Genomic DNA, 20,806 nt, shown 5'->3' on the forward strand with positions numbered 1-20,806 from the left:
AAACCGCTCAGGACGCCGCGGCCAGCACCGCCTGCTCGACCTCGCGGCGCCAGCCCGGCTCGATGCGGCCGCTGCGGGGCGTCACCGCGAACGAGTCGACCACCGCGCCGCCCAGCGTCGCCACCTTGGCCCAGCGGACCTCCGCGTCGCAGCGGCGCAACGCCCCCGCCACGCGGAACAGCAGGCCGATCCGGTCGGCCGCCCGAAGTTCGAGGACCACCGTGTCCGGGCCGCTCGTCTCGTCGTCGAACCACAGCACCTTCGGCGCGACCGACGCCGCGTCGGGTGAGCCGTAGTCGCGTTCCTTCGCCGCCAGCCGCTGCGTCAGCGGCAGGGTGCCGGCGACCGCGCGGGCGAACTGCTCGCGCAGCAGCGTCACCTCCGGCAACGAGCCGAACTTCGGTGACGCCGTGAACAACCCGGCGCGCCCGCCGTCGTGGCCACGCAGGATCGCCGAGTGCACCTCCATCGAGTTCAGCGCCAGCACACCGGCCGCCGGAGCCAGCAGCTCCGCGCGGGCCGGCACGGCCAGCAGTACCGTGACGACCTTGCCGTGCGTGCTGATCCGGACCTCGCCGTTGCCCGAGGCCACGGCCTGAGCGACGAGCTCGCGCTGTTCGGAGTCCATCGGCTCGGGGGCGGTGAACCCCTTGCCACGCAGCACTTCCTCACACCCGGTGACCAACTCGGCGTGCAGCCGGGCCTTCCAGTCCGTCCAGACGCCGGGGCCGGTGGCCAGCGAGTCGGCCTGGGTGAGCGCGTGCAGCAGTTCGACCAGGACGATGTCGCTGTCCAGGGTCTTCACCACCCGCGCCACCGTCGCCGGCTCGCTGATGTCGCGCCGCGTCGCGGTGTGCGGCAGCAGCAGGTGGTGACGGACCATCGCCGACACCGTCGCCGCGTCCGCCGCGTCCAGCCCGAGCCGGGCCGCGACCTGGGCGGAGATCTTGGCGCCCAGCTCCGAGTGGTCGGCGTCGCGGCCCTTGCCGATGTCGTGCAGCAGCGCGCCGATCAGCAGCAGGTCCGGCCGCGGCACCGTGGTCGTCAGCTTGGCCGCCTCGACGCAGGTGCGCACGAGGTGCCGGTCGACCGTCCACTGGTGCACCGGCGAGCGCGGCGGCAGATCGCGGACCGCGCCCCACTCGGGGAACAGCCGTGACCACAGCCCGGTGCGGTCGAGCGACTCGACCGCGTCGACCAGGCCCTCCCCCGCGCCCAGCAGCTCCACCAGGGCGTTCAACGCCTCGGCGGGCCACGGCGCGCGCAGCTCGGGGGCCGACTCGGCCAGGGCTTTCAGGGTGCCGAGCGCGATCGGCTTGCCGGTGCGCGCCGACGCCGCGGCGACCCGCAGCAGCAGCGCCGGGTCCTTCGCCGGGACGGCGTCGCGGGCGAGCGCGACCTCGTTCCCGTGCAGCACCACGCCTTCGGCGAGCGGCGTGCGGGACGGCCGCCGCCCGAACCGCGCCTTCGGCGGGTCCACAGTGGACCGCAGGGCGACGTCGAGCGCGTACGCGATCGTGCGGCCGGCGCCGGACAGCTTGCGCGCCAAGGTGAAGCGGTCGCCGAAGCCGAGCTCGGAGGCGACCAGGTCGGCCTCCGGCGCGGACAGGACGTCCCGCTCGCGCCGGATCTCGCGCCGCAGCTCGGTCCGGACGTCGAGCAGGAGTCCCTTGGCTTCCAGGAGCTCCTCGCCCGGACGGGCGGTGAGCTGCGCCGCGGCCAGCGCTTCCAGCACGGCGAAGTCCCGCAGCCCACCCCGCCCGTGCTTGAGATCGGGCTCGGCGGACTGCGCGATCTCGCCGCTGCGGGTCCAGCGCTGCCGCACCGACGCCGTCAGATCGGGGATCTGCTTGCGCGCGGTGCGGCGCCACTGGTCCCGTGCCGCCGTGACCAGGCGGCCGGACAGCTCGGCGTCCCCGGCGAGGTGCCGGGCGTCGAGCAGGCCCATCGCCGTCCGAAGGTCCTCCGAAGCGACCTTCAGTGCTTCGCCGGGTGTGCGGACCGAGTGGTCCAGCCCGACTTTCGCGTCCCACAAGGGATACCAGAGCGCGTCCGCGATCTCGCCGACCTTGCTGTTGCCGTTGTGCACCAGCAGCAGGTCGAGATCGGAGAACGGCACCAGCTCCCGGCGGCCGAGCCCGCCCACGGCGACCAGCGCGACCCGCGGTTCCGCGGTGTCGACGCCGGCCGCCGAGGCACCCCTGCTCAGCCAGAACTCATAGAGGTCGACCAGGGCCGCCCGCAAAGCGGACGCCCCCAGCCTCCCGTGCCTGCCCTCGAGCAACCGCTCGGTGGCCTGGACCAGTTCGCCCCCGTCGGCCATCCCGGACGCCTATAGCGCGTCCGTGCCGCGCTCGCCGGTCCGTACCCGGATGACGGTCTCGACCGGCGTCACCCACACCTTGCCGTCACCGATCTTGCCGGTGTGCGCGGCCGTGGTGATGGCGTCGAGCACCTTCTCCACGTTGGTGTCGTCGGTGACGACCTCGATCTTCAGCTTGGCCACGAAGTCCACCGAGTACTCGGCGCCGCGGTAGACCTCGGTGTGGCCCTTCTGGCGGCCGTACCCCTGGACCTCGCTGACCGTCATGCCCAGCACGCCCAGCTGCTCCAGCGCGGAGCGGACATCGTCCAGCGTGAACGGCTTCACAATCGCCGTGATGAGCTTCATGCCTTGCTCTCCTCGAGTTTCGCGGCCGACGTGGTCTTGACCGGAATGGTGGACGGAGCGCCACCGCCGGACAACCCGGTGAAGTCGTACGCGCTCTCCGCGTGCTGGGCCTCGTCGATGCCGCCGACCTCGTCCTCCACGCTGACGCGGAAGCCGCCCGCCTTCTTGATCGCGAACCCGATGATGAAGGTCAGCACGAAGGAGTACACCAGCACCGCACCCGCGGCCGCCGCCTGGCGCCCCAGCTGGGTGAAGCCACCGCCGTAGAACAGGCCGTCGGCGCCGAGCGAGTTCACGCTGGTGGTGCCGAAGAAGCCGATCAGCAGGGTGCCGACGATGCCGCCGACCAGGTGGACGCCCACGACGTCGAGCGAGTCGTCGAAGCCGAACCGGTACTTGAGCGAGACGGCCAGCGCGCAGACCGCACCGGCGATGAGGCCGATCGCGATGGCCCCGATCGGGCTCACGAAACCACACGCCGGGGTGACGGCGACCAGACCGGCGACCGCGCCGGACGCGGCGCCGAGGGTGGTCGGCTTGCCGAACTTGAGCTGCTCGACCACCAGCCAGCCGAGGACGGCGGCGGCGGTGGCGACGGTGGTGTTGGTGAAGGCGACCGCGGCGAGGTCGTTGGCGGCCAGCGCCGAACCCGCGTTGAAGCCGTACCAGCCGAACCACAGCAAGCTCGCGCCCAGCAGGACGAACGGCACGTTGTGCGGCCGGCCGGTGTCCTTCGGCCAGCCCTTGCGCTTGCCGAGCACGATCGCCAGGGCCAGACCCGCGGCACCGGCGTTGATGTGGACCGCGGTACCACCGGCGAAGTCGAGTGCCTTGAGGTTGTTGGCGATCCAGCCGCCGACGGCGTCCGCGCCGATGAAGCCGTTGAACGAGAACACCCAGTGCGCGACCGGGAAGTACACGACCGTCACCCAGATGACGACGAACAGCGTCCAGCCCCAGAACTTCGCGCGATCCGCGATGGCGCCGGAGATCAGCGCCGGCGTGATGATCGCGAACATCAGCTGGAACATCACGAATGCGAGCACCGGCAGCGCGTCCGAGCCCGGCCACGCGACCTCCGGCGAGGTGCTCGTGGCGGCCGTCACGAAGCCGGCGAGCTTGCCGACGGTGTCGCCGAGCCCGGCGAGGTCGAAGTTACCGACGAAGCCGCCGAAGGCGTCGTTGGAGAACGACATCGAGAAGCCGTACAGGGCCCACAACACCCCCACCACGGCCAGCGCGATGAAGTTCATCATCAGCATGTTCAAGACGCTCTTCGCGCGGACCATGCCGCCGTAGAAGAAGGCCAATCCCGGTGTCATGAGCATGACCAGCGCGGCGCTGGCCAGTACCCATGCGGTGTCTCCTGCGTTCAGCACATCGTCCTCCCGTGCCCTGGGTTATGCGAAGGGAGTTTTGGCGCGCGGTGTTTCACGGGGCGGCTCGTCAGGTTTCACCCGCGTGAACTGTCCACGCCACGTTGTTACGTCCAGGTTTCCCGGGACCCGTGCTGAAGTGTCCGGTTGTGAAACCTCGTGGTCGAATATCCCCATGACCCCAGCCGACGGCGGGAATGACCCACTGCCACCCCAGGTCGTGGAAGCGTTGCGATGTTCGGTGTGCGGCGACCCGATCGGGCTAGCAGAACGCACGCTGCGTTGCGGCAACCGCCACTCTTTCGATCTAGCGCGACAGGGTTACGTGAACTTGTTGCACGCGCGAATCCCGGCCGGAACGGCGGACACCGCGCCGATGGTCACGGCCCGCGCGGACTTCCTCGCGTCGGGCGCGTACCGCGCGCTGGCCGACGAGCTGGCGAGGGTGTGCGCGGAGACCGACGGCCTGGTGATCGACGCCGGCGCGGGCACGGGCTACTACCTGGCCCACGTCCTCTCCGCGGCCCCGGCGGCGACCGGGCTGGCCCTGGACGTCTCGGCGGCAGCCCTCCGCCGCGCGGCGCGAGCCCACCCCCGCCTGGGCGCGGCGGTCTGGAACCTGTGGGAGCCGTGGCCGGTGGGCGACGAGGTGGCGACAGTTCTGCTGAACGTCTTCGCCCCACGCAACGGCCCGGAGTTCCACCGGGTCCTGCGCCCGGGCGGCCTGCTGACGGTCGCCTCCCCGACCCCGGACCACCTACGCGAGCTGGGCGACCTGGTCCTGACGGTCGACGACCGCAAGGAGGAACGCCTGGACGGCACCCTGGGCGAGTACTTCACCCGCACGGCCCGCACGGCGGTGCACAGCAAGGTGGAGCTGACACCGGAGCGCATCCGTCAGGCGGTGGAGATGGGCCCGGCAGGCCACCACCTGGACCGCGACGGCCGTAGAGAGCGTCTGGCGGCAGTGAGTGAGCCACAGGAGGTCACGGTGTCGTTCTCGGTCTCCACGTATCGGCGCCTGTGATGTGACCAGCGCGACGCCCTCGGCGGACCGGCCGCGCACGGGCCGCCGCGGTCATCCCGGGCGGCCAGTGCCGTCGTCGCGGCCGCCCGCCCCTCCGCACCCGCAACGTCGCCGACGCCCGGTCCGGCCCCTTCCACCGCGACGTCGCCGATGCGCCCTCGTCGGCGGCCCGACCTCCGCGCACCGCAGCCTCACCAGCACGCCCGTCGGTGACCCGACCTCCCTCGCACCGCAAGCCCGTCGGCGCGCCCGGTCAACGACCTGACCTCCGCGCACCGCGACTTGCCGGCGCGCTCAGCCAGGCCCAGGCGAGGCCACCCCCGATCGAGATGGCCCATCTCCGCTCGGCGATGCCCCGGTCGCCCCCGCCGAGGTGAACTCGTCTCCCGCTCTCCCGTCCGCCGCGACTTCCCGTCCGCTCGCGCCGCGTAACCGGCCTCGCCCACACCGCGTCTCCCGCCTGCCTGCACCGCGTCTTCCACCAGCCCGGCACCGCGCCTCCCCGCCAGCCCGCACCTCGTCTCCCTGCCCGCCCGAACCGCGCGTACTCCGCGCGCACCTGGCGCGTCTGGAAGGGTGGAGGCGTGAAGCCCGACTGGACCGCCCCCGCGACCCTGCTCGCGGACCCGGAGTGGGTACGGGCCCGCATCGGCGGTGCGGCGAAGCTCTACGGCTGCGCGCGGCCGGAGGTCCTCGGCACGATCTGGTGGTACTCCCTCTCCTCGATCCTCGTGGCGCCCGCGCTCGAAGGCCTGGTCGCGGGCACCCTCGTCGATCCGGCGCTGGCGGCCACGGAGCTGGACCTCGTCGCCGACGGCCGGTTCCTCAGCGCCCGGTCCACCCGCCCGCTCTCCGGCGGACTGCCCGAACTCGGCGCGGCGTTCGCCAAGACGCTCGGCACCGCGATCGCGACGATCGCCGCCGTCACCGGGGCCCGCGAACGCGCGCTGGGCGCGATCGCCACCGACTCGATCGGCAACCGGCTGCTGTGGACGCCGGAGCCGGAGCGCGCGATGGCCCTGGCCGAGCCGCTGGTAGCGGCGATCGACCTCGACCTGCCGAAGCCGCGCTTCGTCCGCGTCGGCCGCACACCCGCCGTCCGGCGCGCGTCGTGCTGCCTGATCTACGAAGTCGGCAACCCGAAGTGCGTGAGCTGCCCGCGTCAGACGCCGTCGGAGCGCGAAGCACGCCTTCGCGCCGCCCTGGGCTGACCGGTTCAGTCGAGGACGGCGACCTCCAGTCCGCGCAGCCGCTCCGGGTCCGCGATGACGTCGATGCCGGTGATCCGGTCGTCGTCGATCGTGAAGGACAGGACGACCGACAGCCGCCCGTCGCGCACCATGAGCAGACCGGGAACGCCGTCGACGAGGGCCAGCTCACTGGCGCGGGCCCGCGCGGAGGCCAGCAGTGCGCCGTCGCGGACGCTGGCGACCCCGCGCAGCACGACGGGCGCCGGGCTCGGTCCGACGAAGCGGTCGGCGTGCAGGACGACGTCCGGGTCGAGCAGCGACAGCAATGCCTCGAAGTCGCCGCCGCGCGCAGCGGCCAAGAACGCCTCGACGACCTTGCGGCGGCGAGGCACGTCCGCATCCGCCGCGGCACCGCCCTTGACCCGTCGACGGGCACGGCTCGCGAGCTGCCGCGTCGCGGCCGGGGTCTTGTCGATCATCGGGGCGATGTCGTCGAACGGCACGGCGAACATGTCGTGCAGCACGAAAGCGACCCGCTCGGCCGGCCCGAGCGAGTCGAGCACCACCAGCAACGCCAACCCGACCGAGTCGGCCAGTTCGGCTTCCTGTTGGGGATCGCGGACGTCCGCGTCCGGCTCGGGCCGCAGTTCCAGAGGCTCCTCGCGGTGGTTGCGCCGGGTGCGAAGCATGGAGAGACACACTCGAGCGACGACAGTGGTCAGCCACGCGCCGAGGTTCTCGACGTCACCGGTGTCGGTGCGGTCGAACCGCAGCCAAGCTTCCTGGACGGCGTCGTCGGCCTCACTCGCCGAGCCGAGCATCCGGTAGGCGACCGCCCGCAGCCGGGGCCGCTCGTGTTCGAACCGCTCGGTCAGTGCATCCACCGTGTCCCGTTCCTTCCGCGCCGGAGTCGTAGCAGTAGATCCCGCAGCAACGACCGATGTGACACGAACGCGGCGGCGCCCGGCGTGATCTCGGTCATCGGCACCGCAGTCGCTACTCCTCGGTCATCGGCACCTCAGTCATCGGCGCGGTCCGGCACCCCGGTGGCCACCCGGCGCAGCGCCTCCGCCAGCAGCGCGGCCGGTTCGGAGAGCGGCCCCGGCAGCCGGGCCAGCACCACGCGCCGCCGTTCCGACGGCCCGCCCCGCACCGTCACCACCCGCACCCCCGGCGGCACGGCCTCGACGAGCGAAGCCGGCAACGTCGTCAGGCCGCAACCGGCGGCGACCAGGTTGAGCTTGGCGAGCCAGTCACGCGCGGTGTGCGCGATCTCGGGACGCTCGTCGAGCCCGGGCCACACGCCCATCAGCGTGTCCTCCCCCGACGGGCCCGCGATCCACCGCTGTCCACGGAGGTCGGCGACGTCGACCACGTCCGCGCCGGCCAGCGGGTGCCCTGCGGGCACGGCGAGGCAAAGAGTGCGTTCGGCGAGGGTTTTGAGCCGCAGCGCCGGAGTTTCGGAGTCCGGCGGCCGGAACGGCGGCACCGAGCCCAGCACGGCCAGGTCCACTGTGCCCGCGCGCAACGCCCGCACCAGGACCGGCGTCGTGCCCTCCCGGGTGGTAACGCGCACCGCGGGGTGGGTGCGCCGCAGTTCCGCGACGGCCCGCGGGACCAGGACGGCACCCGCGCTGGGGAACCAGCCGAGCCGCACGCTCCCGCCGTCGGCGGGCAGCCCGGCCAGCTCACGCCCGGCGGCGTCGATCTGGTCCAGCACCGCGATCGCCCGGCGCAGCACGACATTCCCGCCCGCGGTCAGGCGGACCCCGCCGGGACGCCGGTCCAGCACCGGTGTCCCGGCCACGCGCTCGAGCGAGGCGATCTGCCGTGACACCGCGGACTGCGTGTAGCCCAGGGCCGCCGCAGCGGCGGTGAGCGTGCCGCGTTCGGCGACCTCGCGGAACACGCGGAGGGCCACCAGGGAGACGTCGCCGAAGTCCATGACGTTCACGCATACCAGGCTTGCCGATCTCTCGCTGGGCGCATGGCCCGGACGGACCTAGCGTGATGGCATGACACGTACCGCTGTGGTGACCGGAGCCAACCAAGGCCTCGGCTTCGCCCTGACCCAGGGACTCGCCACCCGCCTCGGCCCGGACGACCTCGTCCTGCTCACCGGCCGCGACACCGAGCGCGTGGCGGCCGCCGCCGAGCGCGTCGCCGCGAACCCCGCGACGCGCGCCCGGGTGGAAGGCCGCGTCCTCGATGTCTCGGACGCCGACGCCGTCACCCGCTTCGCCGCGGACCTCGGCGCGGCGGACATCGTGCTGTCCAACGCCGTCGGCCCGCTCGATCCCGGACGACCCCAGGCCGAGCAGGCCGACGTCTTCCTCGACGTCGCGAACGCCGGCACCCATGCGGTGCTGCGCTCGTTCGGCCCGATCCTGCGTCCGGGCGGCAGGCTGCTCGTCGTCGCCAGCTCGCTGGGCACGCTCGGCCACCTGCCCGAAGCCTTGCGGCCCCGGTTCGACGGAGTGTCGCTCGACGACGTCGAGCAAGCCGTCGAGGACTTGCGCGCCGCGATCCACGACGGCCGGGCGAACGAGCTGGGCTGGCCGGAGTGGATCAACGTGCCCTCGAAGGTCGCCCAGGTCGCCGCCGTACGCGCGGTGGCCGCGGAGCGCCGGGACCGAGACCTCGCGGACGGCACCCTGGTCGCGGCGGTCTGCCCCGGCCTGGTCGACACGCGGGCGTCGCGCCCGTGGTTCGCCGACTTCAGCCAGGCCCAAACGCCCGACCAGGCCGCACGTGCGGTGCTCGATCTGACGCTCGACGACCTCGACCCGTCGACGTACGGCGAGCTGGTCCGGTTCGGCGCCGTGCTGCCGTGGCACAGCGGCAACCCGACGCGACACGAGGAACTGACCCGCTAGCCGCGCCTGGGCAGGCCCACGCGCGACCGCCGGCCCGGGTCCCGTGCGACCACCGGTGACGACGACCACCGGTCACGCCCGGTTCAACGGCGCCGGCTCAGAGCACGCAGAACTCGTTGCCTTCGGGATCCGCCATCACGACGTGGTCCGGGCGGCCGCCCGCCTCGTGCTCCTGCTGCACCGTCGCGCCCGCCGCGATGAGCCGGGCGATCGCCTCGGCGACCCGCTCCCACCGCGTCTCCCAAGGCACCTCGCGACCGCCTCCCGCCTGGATGTCCAGGTGCAGCCGGTTCTTCACGACCTTGTCTTCGGGAACCTTGAGGAAGCTCAGGCTCGGCAGGACACCTTCCGGGTCGGCCAGGTACGCGCCGTCGTCCCATTCGTCCTCGGGGACCCCGAACTCGGTGAACCAGGCTTCCCAGCTCGCGAACCCGGCCGGTGGTGGCCGCTCGATGTAGCCGAGGGCCACCGCCCAGAACCTCGCCAGCGCGCGGGGCGCCGCGCAATCGATCGTCAGACTCCAGCGCACCGTCACCGGCGCAGCGTAGCCGCCAACAGCGCCACCGCCCCCCTCGCGACCGCGATTCCTCGTGCCGCGACGTGGTTTTCGTCCAGAGGCGTCACCGGGTCCGACACCATGACGCTCGTGACCAGTGACCGGCCGTCGGCCGTCCGGGCCAGGTAGTTCAAGGTCAGCACACCGGGTTCGCTGCCGCCCTTGAACCAGACCTCCGGGAACTTCGCCTTGTCGAGGCCGAGCCCGCCGTCGTTGAGCGACAGCGCGTGCCCGATCTCCGGTTGGTTCTCCTTCTGCAGCCCGGAAAACGCCCGGCAGATGTCGTCCGGGGAGCCAAACCACTCGAGCTGGTCGATCTTCTCGGGACTGGGCCAGGAGGCGAGTCCGGTGAGCGGGAGCCGTTCGAGTCCCGCGACCGCGGCGGGACGTGCCCAGCGTGGCAACGCCAGGTAGGCATCGGCGCGGGCCGGGTACTGCGTCGCCTTGAGCTCGAACAGCGCCTTGGTCGTCAGGAACGGGATGTTCGCCGACGGCCGCTGGTTGCCGAACGCGGTGACCTGCCGCTGCACGGCGTCGCGACCGAGCCGGCGGATCAGGTGGTCGGCAGCGGTGTTGTCGCTGATCGAGATCATCTTGTCGGCGTATTCCGACAGCGGGAGCCGGGTGCCGGCCGGCTGGTTCTGCAGCACGCCCGACGGCAGGCTCTTCCAGTCGTCGCGGATAGCGAGCTGTTCGGTCCAGGACGCCTTGTGCTCCGCGACCGCGGTGCCGAGCGCACCCAGGACGTAGAGCTTGAACGCCGAGCCCAGAGGCCGTTGCACATTGTCCCGCACGCCGTGTACGTCACGGCAGCGCCCGTCCGGCAGGATCTCCGACGCGCCGAACGAGACGCGCCCGCCGAGCGCCGCGAGCTGGGCGTCCACCTCCGGCCACGACGACGGCACCGGGTCGTCCGCGGTCGCCCGCAGCCCGTCGATCAGCCCGGCCTGGTCGACATGGAGATCCAGCAGGTAGTCGTCCGCCGGGCCGTGGACCAGCGCCTCGACGTGGTCGGGCGCCTCGGTGACGACCCGCTCCACCTCGAGCCGGCCGAGCCCGGTCAGTGCGGCGTTGATGCCCGCCGTGCCGCCCGCCGCGGTCACCAGGACCTGCGCGATGTGCTGCTGCAGCTCGGCGTCGGACACCGGGACGCGCCCGGTGGCGTCGACGACCCATTCAAGCTGGTCCCCCGCCGTGGGCACCTCGGCGGCGTGGGCGGCCGGAGCCACCAGCGGCGCGAGAACCGCGATCACGCCCGCGATTGCTGTTTTCATCGTTCCCCCTGTTCACAACTGTGCTCACAACTGTTCGGCCGACCGGATCCACAGCCCGGCCACCTGACCGTCCTCGCGGTAGGTCACCTGCACGGTCCGCTCACCGGCCTCGAAGGCCACCGGCAGGTGGACGATCGTGTAGTCCCCCGCCGACCGTGCGTACGCCTCTCCCATCCGTTCGTAGCGTCCGACCGATCCGGCCAGCTGCGTCCAGGCGAGCTGCAGCTCCTCTTCGCCGACCGACGCGAGCATGCGGTCGTCGAAGTCCCGGCGTACCTCGTGCCACCGGCACCCGACGAGCTCGAACACAAGCTCCTCGGCGAGGTGAATCGCGTCGGGCCGCTTCAGTTCCGTCATCGACGCGCCCGTCGCCGGATCGACCGGCCGGCCGAACCGCTGGAACGCGGCCTGCCGGCTGGTGCCCAGCAGGTCACCGATCTCCTGCCAGGTGTGCCCGGCCGCCCTGGCCGCGTCCACGGTGTCCCGCAGTGCGGCTTCCGCGTCGCGGACCTTCCGCAACGCCGCACCGACCGCGGCCAAAGGTTCGTCCGGCACGGTGTCAAGAGTGGATTGACGACCGGAAGTTGTCAAGTCGTTCTTTACGTGCGTTCGCTGCCTGCGGGCAGCGCTCCGGCACGTGGCGTCGCAGTACTGGCGATTTCGCCCAGCTCCGCGACGAGGTGGCAGCGGCTTGCCACACACGGCACATTTCATACGTTCGAGTGTAGCGCACGGAATACCAAACCGTGCTAATGTCGGCAGCACGAAATGACCGCGCCCACCACCTGGGAGGCGTGGCCGACCGAAGGGGAGGACGGTTACGGTGAGGACCGATGAGTGAACGCACCTGGGGTTTCCGGACCCGCGCATTGCACGCGGGCGGAACGCCCGACCCGGCGACCGGTGCGCGTGCCGTGCCGATCTACCAGACCACGAGCTTCGTCTTCGAGGACGCGGCCGACGCGGCGAACCTGTTCGCGCTGCAGAAGTACGGCAACATCTACAGCCGGATCGGGAACCCGACCGTGGCGGCGTTCGAGGAGCGGATCGCCAGCCTCGAGGGTGCGATCGGCGGTGTCGCCACCGGCAGCGGGCAGGCCGCGGAGTTCCTCACCTTCAGCGCGCTCGCCGAGGCCGGCGACCACATCGTGTCGGCGAGCGGTCTCTACGGCGGCACGGTCACCCAGCTCACCGGCACGCTCCGGCGATTCGGCGTGGAGACGACGTTCGTCAGCGGCGGCATCGACGACTACGCGGCGGCGATCACCGACCGGACCCGGCTGCTCTACACCGAGGTGATCGGCAACCCGGGTGGCGGCATCGCGGACCTCACCGCGCTGGCGGACCTGGCGCACGCCCACGACATCCCGCTGGTGGTCGACGCGACGCTGGCGACGCCGTACCTCTGCCGGCCGATGGAGCACGGCGCGGACATCGTGCTGCACTCGGCGACGAAGTTCCTCGGCGGCCACGGGACGACACTCGGCGGGATCGTCGTCGAGTCGGGGAAGTTCGACTGGGGCAACGGGAAGTTCCCCCGGATGACCGAGGCCGTCGAAAGCTACGGCGGCCTCAAGTACTGGGAGAACTTCGGCGAGTACGCGTTCTGCACGCGGCTTCGCGCGGAGCAGCTGCGGGACATCGGCGCGGTCCTCTCGCCACACTCGGCTTTCCTGCTGCTGCAGGGTGTCGAGACCTTGCCCCAGCGGATGGACGCACACGTAGCCAACGCCCGTGCCGTCGCCGAATACCTCGACGCGGACCCACGCGTGGCCTGGGTGTCCTACGCGGGGCTGCCGGCGCACCCACACCACGACCTGGCGAAGAAGTACCTGCCCGCCGGGCCAGGGGCGGTGTTCTCCTTCGGCATCGACGGCGGGCGCACAGCGGGCGAAAGGTTCGTCGAGTCGGTGGAGCTGTTGTCGCACCTGGCGAACGTCGGGGACGCCCGCACGCTCGTGATCCACCCGGCGTCGACGACCCACGCGCAGCTGTCCGAGGAGCAGCTCACGGCCGCGGGCGTGGGACCTGACCTGATCCGGCTGTCGGTCGGGCTGGAAGACGTCGAGGACATCCTCTGGGACCTCGACCAGGCCCTGGGCAAGGCGGTGGCCGGATGACGTATGCCGTGGGCGCTGTCGAGCGGCGCGCGATCCTGAACCGGGCGAAGTCGGTGACGCTGGTGGGAGCGTCCGCGAACCCGTCGCGGCCGAGCTACTTCGTCGCGACCTACCTGCTCTCGTCGACGCGGTACGAGGTCAACTTCGTCAACCCCCGCCTGGACACCCTGTTCGGGAAGCCGGTGTACGCCTCGCTCAAGGACGTGCCGGGCGAACCGGACCTCGTCAGCGTGTTCCGGAAACACGATGACTTGCCTCAGGTGGCCGAGGACGTGATCGACGCCGGCGCGCGGACGTTGTGGCTGCAACTCGGGTTGTGGCACGAACCGGTGGCCGACCGGGCTCGGGAGGCGGGGCTGGACGTCGTGATGAACCGGTGCGTGAAGATCGAGCACGCGCGGTTCGCCGGGGGCCTGCACCTGGCCGGGTTCAACACCGGCGTGATCAGCTCGCGGAGGCAGTCGGCACCCTAGGGAAGAGCGCACCCGTTCCCGTCGTTGGCCCCGGTATGACCGAGAAACTCGGGATCACCCTGTCCGGTGGTCCGACCGCACTCCTGGAACTGGGCGGCGTCCGGCTGCTCACCGACCCGACGTTCGATCCGCCGGGTGATCACTCGATCGGCCAGCGCGTGCTGGTCAAGACCGAGGACTCGGTGCTGACCGAGGACGCCGTCGGCGTGGTGGACGCCGTGCTGCTGTCCCACGACCAGCATCCGGACAACTTGGACGATCGCGGGCGCGACTACCTCAAGACGGTGCCGCTGACCCTGACCACCCCGAGCGGCGCCGAGCGGCTGGGCGGGACTGCGCGGGGCCTGGAGCCGTGGGAGGAGACGCAGGTCGGGCGGCTCACGATCACCGCGGTCCCGGCGTTGCACGGGCCTGACGGAGCGGAGCAGCTCGCCGGTGACGTCACCGGGTTCGTGCTCAGCGGCGAAGGCCTGCCGACGGTGTACGTCAGCGGGGACAACGCGTCGGTGGACCTGGTGCGGGAGATCGCGTCGCGGTTCAGCGTCGACATCGCGGTGCTGTTCGCCGGTGCCGCGAGGACGAAGCTGTTCGACGGGGCTCCCCTGACGTTGACCAGCGAAAACGCCGCCGCGGCGGCGAAGGTGCTCGGCTCGGCGAAGGTCGTCCCGTTGCACTTCCGGGGCTGGCAGCACTTCAGCGAAGGTCCTGACGTACTGAGGAAGGAGTTCGAGGCGGCCGGCCTGACCGACCGACTGGTGCTGCTCGAACCCGGGGAGCGCGCAGAGGTCTGATGTGGACCCGTGAGAGGCTGGCGGTATGGCCAAACCGACGCCGCTGCAGTTCCGGAACATCCTCGTCGCCCTCCTGGCGGCGGCGGGCTTCGTGTGGAGCATCGTGGCGGGTCTGCCGTGGTGGGTCAGCGCGATCATCGGCTGCGCGTGCGTCTTGTCGCTGGCCTCGGCCTACCTGAACCGTCCCGACGCGGGCTGACCACGGGTCGTCGACAAGGTTTACGGCACTCGTCGACGACCCGCGAGTTCAGGCGGGGATACCGCGCCGGGGTTCAAACACTGGACCGACGTGCTCCGCTGGAGTGTGACGCGACAGCCGTACGGCTCGGCAAAGAACACGCGACTCGTCACCCCGACGTGCGTGACCCAACCGACTTGCGCGACTTGTCGCACACGACGCCGACTCCCAAATGCGGGCCGTGCGAGCCTCAGCGGGTTTTGGCGAACCGGGCTTTCACGTTCGCGCGGCCCGTCTCCGTCAGGCGGCCGAACAGGCGCAGCCTGGCCAGGCCGCCGTCCGGGTAGATGTCCAGGCGGGCCTCTGTCACCTCGGGGCCGTCCGGTACGGCGAAGCGGTGGCGGGTGTCCGGCTGCAGGCGCGTCTTCGGCAGCAGCTCCACCCACTCGCCGTACGTGTCGCGACCGCTGATCGATGCCCAGCCCGGGGCGTTGCCCTTGAGGTTGCTCGTGTCCAGCTCGACAAACCGGACAGTGCCGGCGCCGGCCAGTCTGAAGGTTGCCCAGTCGTTGCCGTCGTCGCGGCGGCGGGCCGTCTCCCAGCCCTCCGCCTGGTGGGCCGCGAGACCCGGCGAGAGCATGTTGTTCGGCGACGAATAGAACATGTTGCTGCACCCCGTCACCAGGGCGCCGTTCTCCAGGGCCGCCAAGTCCAGCGCGTCGAGGTCGAGCAGGTCCGGGTCCGGGATCGGGGCGCCGTGGACGCGCAGGCGGGCGACGCCGCCGTCGGGGTGCTGGGTCAGGCGAACGTGGGTGTACCTGCGGGAACCGTTGACCGTGTGGAAGTTCTCCGTGTGGCCCGCCGCGGGCGCGCGGTCGACCAGGATGTCCCAGTCCGCCGTCGCCAGCTCGGCCGCGCTCGGGTAACCCGGCACCGAAGCCGCTTCGACCGAGACGAACGGCGGGTAGTTGCCCTTGAAGAACGCCGTGTCGACGACCACCCCCGTGACCGTGCCCGCCAGGCCGAGCCGGAGGATCGCCTCGTCGTCGCCCGGTTCGCGGTGGCGGCGGGTCTCCCAGCCGTCGTAGACCTGGCCCTTCGGGCCGAACGTCTCGGCGCGGTGCGCCGGCGTCCACGGGTTGACCAGGTTCTCCTTCTCGGCGAACAGCTCGTCGGTCGCCCACATCACGGTCCCGCCGAAGCGACGTGAAGCGAGGTCGGGCAGATCTGTCCACTCAGGACGGTCAGACAACACAGCCTCCATCTCAGCAGTTCCCCCGGGTCAGCAACGCCCCGAAGGGCGCGTCGCCGGTGATTTCGGTGCCGCGCAACCAGGTCGAGCGGACCACGCCGGCGAGCGGGCGGCGGTCGTAGGCGCTCACCGGGTTGCGGTGCTTCAGTTTCGCGACGTCGACGACGAACGCCTCGTCCGGCGCGAACACGCAGAAGTCGGCGTCGTAGCCCGCCGCGAGGTGGCCCTTGCGACGCATCCCTGCCTGCGCGGCGGGGTGCTCGGCCATCCAGCGGACGACGTCGGTGAGCGCGAACCCGCGTTGCCGCGCCTGCGTCCAGATCGCCGGGAGACCCAGCTGCAGGCTCGAAATCCCACCCCAGGCCTGCCCGAAATCGCCGCTGTCGAAGCGTTTCAGCTCCGTCGTGCACGGCGAATGGTCGCTGACGACGCAGTCGATCACGCCGTCGGCGAGCCCCTGCCACAGCTGTTCGCGGTTGGCCGCCTCGCGGATCGGCGGGCAGCACTTGAACTGCGTCGCGCCGTCGCGGATCTCCTCGGCGACGAAGCTCAGGTAGTGCGGGCAGGTCTCGGCGGTCAGCGCGACGCCGTCGCGGCGGGCCTCCGCCACGAGCGGCAGGGCTTCCGCGGACGACAGGTGCAGGATGTGCGCCCGCGCCGAGTTGCGGCGGGCCGCCTCGATCACGTGCGTGACGGCCAGATTCTCTGCCGCCCGCGGGCGCGAGTGCAGAAAGTCGACATAGCGACCGCCGTGCGGCTCGGGCGCCTCGTCGATTTCGTGCGCGTCCTCGGCGTGGACGATCATCAGCGCGTCGAAGGAACTCAGCTCCCGCAACGCTTCGTCGAGGCCGGCCGGGTCAAGTGGCGGGAACTCGTCGACGCCGGAGTGCAGCAGGAAGCACTTGAACCCGAAGACGCCGGCCTCGTACAGCCCGCGCAGGTCCGAGACGTTGCCGGGGATCGCGCCGCCCCAGAAACCGACGTCGACGTGCACCCGGCCGGTCGCCGCCTTGCGCTTGACCTCCAGGGCCGCGACGTCGACCGTCGGCGGCAGGCTGTTGAGCGGCATGTCCACGATCGTGGTCACTCCGCCCGCCGCCGCCGCGCGGGTGGCCGTCTCGAAGCCCTCCCACTCGGCGCGGCCGGGATCGTTGACGTGGACGTGCGTGTCGACCAACCCGGGCAGCAGAACGACGTCGTCGCCGAGTTCGACGACGCGGTCGCCGGTCAGCGAAGCGCCGCCGGGTTCGACGGCGACGATCCGGCCGCCGTTGACGCCGAGCGTCACCGGGACCTCACCCTCGGCCGTGACCGCCCGGGCTGCGCGCACCACAAGATCCATCCGAGAACCCTTCGCCGGGAGAAGTGACCACCGCCGATTTCACAGTACGGAAAGACGGTTTCGCACAACGACACTAACCACGGCTCGCGCCGCTCGTCAACGACGGACGCGGCGCGTTACGGTCACCTCGTGCGGCTTGAAGCGGAGTTCACCAGCGAACCGTTCCACGGCGAGGGTTCGCCGCCCGAGCACGCGCTCGCCGCGCGCGACGCGGCCGTGGAAGCGGGGCTGGACACCGACTTCGGGCCGCTCGGCACGCTCGTCCGCGGTGACGCGAAGGCCCTTCTCGAGGCCTTGCCCAGGATCACGCAGGCGGCGCTCGACGGCGGCGCCACCCAGGTCACGCTGCAGGTGCGCCAGGTCGTCGCGGCGGACGCCGGCGCCGCGGCCGAGGAGGGAGATCAACCCGGCGGACCGACCGAGCCGGAGGTCGTTTCCGCCGCCGACCAGCGCGATCCGACGACTGCCCGAGCTGCCGAACCGCACACGACGGACGGTCCTGTGGTCGCTCCACACGCGACGGGCGATCCGGCAGGCAAGCTGCACGCGGCGGGCGGTCCAACAGGCAAACCACACGCGACCGGCGGCCAGGCAGGCAAACTGCACGCGACCGGCGGCCAAGCAGGCAAGCCACACGCGACGGGCGATTCAGCAGACAAGTCGCACACGGCGAGCGGCCTGGCAGGGAAACCGCGCTCGACGGGCGATCCAGCAGGTAAACCGCACACGGCCGACAGTCGAGCAGGCGGAACGAACACGACGGGCGACCAGGCGGGTGGCCCGAACACGGCGGGCAGTCAGGCGGGCGAATCGCACGGCGTCGACAGCGCCCCATCCGTCGAGCTGAACGATGCGCTCGCCCGGCTGATCGCCGATGTAGAGCGCGAACTCGGCGCCGAACTGGGCGATCTCGACCGCGCCGGGAAGCAGCGCGCGGTGCGGCTGCTGCGCGAACGCGGCGCCTTCGGCCTGCGGAAGTCCGTCTCGTCGGTGGCCGACGCGCTGGGCGTCACACGGTTCACCGTTTACAACTATCTCAACCGCGAAGCCGACTGACCAGCGCTTTCAACAAAATGTTGACGGAACTCCGGCGCCGACGTACGGTCAGCGGGACGCCACTCACGAGGAGTTCCCCGTGCCGCTCACCCTCACCGATTTCAACACCGCCGACGCCGGCGACGTACGTCCGGCGTTGACGGCGTGCCTCGCCGTCCCCCGCTGGGCGGACGCGGTTCTCGACCGCAGGCCCTACGACAACCTCGACGCGCTGCAAGCCGCCGCGGACCTGCCGTTGAGCAGTGACGAGATCCGCCAGGCCATGGCCGCGCACCCCCGGATCGGCGAAAAGCCGAAGCAGCAAGGGACCGAGGCCGACTGGTCCCGCAGCGAACAGTCCGGTGTGGACAACGCCGACGAGTTCGCCGCCGCGAACGCCGAATACGAAGCCAAGTTCGGGCACGTCTATCTCGTCTGCGCCAGCGGGCGCAGCGGCGACGAACTGCTGAAGATCCTCCGCGAGCGCATCGGCAACGACCCGGCGACCGAGCTCGGCGTCGCCGGGCAGGAGCTGCTCAAGATCGCCGGCCTGCGGCTGGCCAAGGCGGTGACGGCGTGAGTCTGGTGACGACGCACGTGCTCGACACGGCGCAAGGCCGGCCCGCAAAGGGAATTACCGTCCGTTTCGAAACCGCCGAGGGCAAGCCGATCGCCGACGGGCGCACCGACGACGACGGCCGCGTCCGCGACCTCGGCCCCGAGACGCTGGAACCCGGCGTCTACCGGCTGGTCTTCGACACCGGCGCCTACCTCGGCCCGGACGCGTTCTTCCCGGAGGTGGCCCTCACCTTCCGGATCTCCGACGGCACCACGCACCACCACGTGCCGCTCCTGCTCAGCCCGTTCGCCTATTCGACTTACCGAGGGAGCTGAACCGTGGCCATCACCCTGGGCCCCAACCAGTACGGCAAGGCGGAGGTCCGCCTGGTCACGGTGCGCCGCGACGGCCCCGTCCACCACCTGAAAGACCTCACCGTGTCGACGTCGCTGCGTGGCGAGCTGGCCGCGACGCACCTGACCGGCGACAACGCCGCGGTGCTCGCGACCGACACGCAGAAGAACACCGTGTACGCCTTCGCGAAAGAGGCGCCGGTCGGCGAGATCGAGGACTTCGGCCTGCGCTTGGCCCGGCACTTCACCGGCACGCAGGGGAGCATCTCCGGCGCCCGGATCAAGATCGACGAGCACAGCTGGGACCGGATCACCGTCGACGGCGCGCCGCACGACCACGCGTTCAGCGGCGCCGGCAACGAACGGCGCACCACGGCCGTCACGATCCAGGGCGACCGCGCGTGGGTCGTGTCCGGGATCGACGGCCTGGTCGTGCTCAAGTCGACCGGCTCGGAGTTCCACGGCTTCCCGCGCGACGAGTACACGACGCTCGCCGAGACCGACGACCGGATCCTCGCGACTGCCGTCACCGCGCGCTGGCGCTACCAGGGCGACGGCATCGACTGGGCGGAGAGCCACCGCGAAATCCGGCGCGCGATGCTGGAGACCTTCGCGACGAAGCACAGCCTTTCGCTGCAGCAGACGCTGTACGCGATGGGCCAGTCGGTGCTCGAACGGCGGCCCGAGGTCGCGGAGGTGCGGCTGTCGCTGCCGAACAAGCACCACTTCCTCGTGGACCTGAGCCCGTTCGGGCTGAAGAACGACAACGAGGTGTTCTACGCCGCCGACCGGCCATACGGGCTGATCGAGGGCACGATCCTGCGCGACGACGCCGAGGACCCCGGCCCTGCTTGGGACATCCACTAGCGAGCGCCTGCCGCCTGCCGCCTCGCAAAAAGCAGCCCCCGCCCTCTCCGGGGGACCGGCCCCGCTTCCAGCGTATCGGGACCCTCCGACGGAGAGCCGTAAAAGCCGATGTCGGGGCCGGGTTGTCCACATCACGGGTGGGGTGTGGACAACCTGGGCCGGAGTAGCAAGTCCCAGGTCGGGGCGCGGATGGGTAGGCCGAGTGTGGAACGGCTTGGCTGAGGGCGCGGACACGATTGGTGGGATCTGCAGGATCGGCCGGACCTGCGGAATTTGGCGCCATCGGCGGGATCGGCCAGCTCGGCGGGACTTGGCAGGATCGGCAGGAACGGCCAGATCCGCAGGAACGGGCAGCTCGGCGCGATCGGCAGGAAACGGCGCGATCGACGGGATCGGCGGCGAGCGCGGGTCCGAGGTGGAGCGCCTCGAACGGCCGGGCGGTGCGGGGCGAGCCAGTTGGGTTGCGGACAGTTGCCGAGGGTAGGCAAGGGCATTGGCCTGGACCACACCTCGCCGGGCGTGGGCAAGCCCCGGAAGAGGCGTGGACATGCCGGTCGGGCATAAACCCGCCGCCGAAACGTGGGCGACAGACCGCGCGCGGCGAGCCGATCAAGCGGGCAGCAGTGGCTGCCGAGGCGCGAGCGGGCCGATCGAGTGTGGAGCGGACTGCTGAGGCATGGGCGAGTCGGCCGAGCGGGGAACAGACCGCTGAAGCGTGGGTGAGCCGATCGAACGTGGAGCGGACCGCCAAGGCATAGGCGAGCCGACCGAGTGAGGAACAGACCGCTGACGCGTGTGCGAGCCGATCACGTGCAGAGCGGACCGCCAAGGCATAGGCGAGCCGACCGAGCGGGGAACAGACCGCT

At 71.3% G+C, this 20,806-nt stretch carries 20 protein-coding genes and 1 pseudogene; 11 read left to right on the top strand and 10 right to left on the bottom strand.

Going from position 1 to position 20,806, the window contains the following annotated elements:
- Positions 1-7: 7 nt before the first annotated feature.
- The 3 genes from OG570_RS01010 to OG570_RS01020 are packed head-to-tail and all read right to left on the bottom strand — an operon-like array spanning position 8 to position 4,050.
- Positions 8-2,323, bottom strand: a complete 2,316-nt coding sequence (locus tag OG570_RS01010) for a [protein-PII] uridylyltransferase (protein ID WP_247062351.1) — start codon at positions 2,321-2,323, stop codon at positions 8-10.
- Between the two features lie 9 nt (positions 2,324-2,332).
- Positions 2,333-2,671 (bottom strand): P-II family nitrogen regulator, encoded by a 339-nt coding sequence (locus tag OG570_RS01015; protein WP_003103060.1) that lies wholly within the window; start codon positions 2,669-2,671, stop codon positions 2,333-2,335.
- Complete coding sequence (locus OG570_RS01020; RefSeq protein ID WP_326947158.1) at positions 2,668-4,050, bottom strand: ammonium transporter; 1,383 nt, start codon at positions 4,048-4,050, stop codon at positions 2,668-2,670. Before OG570_RS01020 ends, OG570_RS01015 begins: the two co-directional genes overlap by 4 nt.
- A 172-nt stretch (positions 4,051-4,222) precedes the next feature.
- Here OG570_RS01020 and OG570_RS01025 point away from each other — a divergent pair, with 172 nt between their 5' ends.
- A complete protein-coding gene (locus OG570_RS01025; RefSeq protein ID WP_326955233.1) occupies positions 4,223-5,074 on the top strand; it encodes a putative RNA methyltransferase in 852 nt (283 codons plus the stop codon).
- Between the two features lie 584 nt (positions 5,075-5,658).
- Complete coding sequence (locus OG570_RS01030) at positions 5,659-6,285, top strand: (2Fe-2S)-binding protein (protein WP_326947156.1); 627 nt, start codon at positions 5,659-5,661, stop codon at positions 6,283-6,285.
- A gap of 5 nt (positions 6,286-6,290) precedes the next feature.
- Here OG570_RS01030 and OG570_RS01035 read toward each other — a convergent pair whose 3' ends face one another.
- The gene (locus OG570_RS01035; protein ID WP_326955234.1) at positions 6,291-7,148 is read right to left on the bottom strand and encodes a sigma-70 family RNA polymerase sigma factor; all 858 of its coding nucleotides are present in this window, start codon (positions 7,146-7,148) and stop codon (positions 6,291-6,293) included.
- 134 nt (positions 7,149-7,282) lie between these two features.
- Positions 7,283-8,209, bottom strand: coding sequence for a LysR substrate-binding domain-containing protein (locus OG570_RS01040; RefSeq protein WP_326959824.1), 927 nt, complete (start codon positions 8,207-8,209; stop codon positions 7,283-7,285).
- A 70-nt stretch (positions 8,210-8,279) separates the two neighbouring features.
- Between OG570_RS01040 and OG570_RS01045 the strand changes: the two genes are divergently transcribed.
- Positions 8,280-9,140: an SDR family NAD(P)-dependent oxidoreductase gene (locus tag OG570_RS01045; protein WP_326955235.1), complete on the top strand. Its 861-nt coding sequence runs from the start codon at positions 8,280-8,282 to the stop codon at positions 9,138-9,140.
- A 97-nt stretch (positions 9,141-9,237) separates the two neighbouring features.
- On the opposite strand, the gene OG570_RS01050 is transcribed toward OG570_RS01045, so the two are convergent.
- Genes OG570_RS01050 through OG570_RS01060 form a run of 3 tightly spaced genes read right to left on the bottom strand, consistent with a single transcriptional unit; the run spans position 9,238 to position 11,525 of the window.
- Positions 9,238-9,675, bottom strand: a complete 438-nt coding sequence (locus OG570_RS01050; RefSeq protein ID WP_247062344.1) for a VOC family protein — start codon at positions 9,673-9,675, stop codon at positions 9,238-9,240.
- On the bottom strand, positions 9,672-10,970 hold the full coding sequence (locus tag OG570_RS01055; RefSeq protein WP_326955236.1) for a serine hydrolase: 1,299 nt from the start codon (positions 10,968-10,970) through the stop codon (positions 9,672-9,674). The genes OG570_RS01050 and OG570_RS01055 overlap by 4 nt, the downstream gene beginning before the upstream one ends.
- Positions 10,971-10,994: 24 nt before the next feature.
- A complete protein-coding gene (locus OG570_RS01060; RefSeq protein WP_247062340.1) occupies positions 10,995-11,525 on the bottom strand; it encodes a DUF3887 domain-containing protein in 531 nt (176 codons plus the stop codon).
- Between the two features lie 278 nt (positions 11,526-11,803).
- On the opposite strand from OG570_RS01060, the gene OG570_RS01065 reads away from it, so the two are divergent.
- Genes OG570_RS01065 through OG570_RS01080 form a run of 4 tightly spaced genes read left to right on the top strand, consistent with a single transcriptional unit; the run spans position 11,804 to position 14,553 of the window.
- A complete protein-coding gene (locus OG570_RS01065; RefSeq protein WP_326955237.1) occupies positions 11,804-13,090 on the top strand; it encodes an O-acetylhomoserine aminocarboxypropyltransferase/cysteine synthase family protein in 1,287 nt (428 codons plus the stop codon).
- Positions 13,087-13,563, top strand: a complete 477-nt coding sequence (locus OG570_RS01070) for a CoA-binding protein (protein ID WP_326947149.1) — start codon at positions 13,087-13,089, stop codon at positions 13,561-13,563. Before OG570_RS01065 ends, OG570_RS01070 begins: the two co-directional genes overlap by 4 nt.
- A gap of 35 nt (positions 13,564-13,598) precedes the next feature.
- Positions 13,599-14,354 (top strand): MBL fold metallo-hydrolase, encoded by a 756-nt coding sequence (locus OG570_RS01075; RefSeq protein WP_326955238.1) that lies wholly within the window; start codon positions 13,599-13,601, stop codon positions 14,352-14,354.
- Positions 14,355-14,379: 25 nt separating this feature from the next.
- On the top strand, positions 14,380-14,553 hold the full coding sequence (locus OG570_RS01080; RefSeq protein ID WP_247062336.1) for a hypothetical protein: 174 nt from the start codon (positions 14,380-14,382) through the stop codon (positions 14,551-14,553).
- Positions 14,554-14,782: 229 nt separating this feature from the next.
- Here OG570_RS01080 and alc read toward each other — a convergent pair whose 3' ends face one another.
- Positions 14,783-15,796 (bottom strand): allantoicase, encoded by a 1,014-nt coding sequence (alc, locus tag OG570_RS01085; protein WP_326955239.1) that lies wholly within the window; start codon positions 15,794-15,796, stop codon positions 14,783-14,785.
- A gap of 1 nt (position 15,797) precedes the next feature.
- Positions 15,798-17,126 (bottom strand): allantoinase AllB, encoded by a 1,329-nt coding sequence (gene allB, locus OG570_RS01090; RefSeq protein ID WP_326955240.1) that lies wholly within the window; start codon positions 17,124-17,126, stop codon positions 15,798-15,800.
- An 822-nt stretch (positions 17,127-17,948) separates the two neighbouring features.
- Between allB and OG570_RS01100 the strand changes: the two are divergent.
- From OG570_RS01100 to pucL, 4 genes and pseudogenes are all read left to right on the top strand, one after another.
- Positions 17,949-18,182 (top strand): annotated as a pseudogene (locus tag OG570_RS01100) (helix-turn-helix domain-containing protein); the annotation flags it as partial.
- A gap of 79 nt (positions 18,183-18,261) precedes the next feature.
- Entirely contained in the window at positions 18,262-18,741 is a 480-nt protein-coding gene (gene uraD / locus OG570_RS01105) for a 2-oxo-4-hydroxy-4-carboxy-5-ureidoimidazoline decarboxylase (RefSeq protein WP_326947145.1), read from the top strand.
- A complete protein-coding gene (uraH, locus tag OG570_RS01110) occupies positions 18,738-19,055 on the top strand; it encodes a hydroxyisourate hydrolase (RefSeq protein WP_326955241.1) in 318 nt (105 codons plus the stop codon). Before uraD ends, uraH begins: the two co-directional genes overlap by 4 nt.
- A 3-nt stretch (positions 19,056-19,058) precedes the next feature.
- On the top strand, positions 19,059-19,940 hold the full coding sequence (gene pucL / locus OG570_RS01115) for a factor-independent urate hydroxylase (RefSeq protein ID WP_326955242.1): 882 nt from the start codon (positions 19,059-19,061) through the stop codon (positions 19,938-19,940).
- Positions 19,941-20,806: the final 866 nt, after the last annotated feature.

The sequence above is a fragment of the Amycolatopsis sp. NBC_01286 genome, assembly GCF_035982555.1.
GTDB lineage: Bacteria > Actinomycetota > Actinomycetes > Mycobacteriales > Pseudonocardiaceae > Amycolatopsis.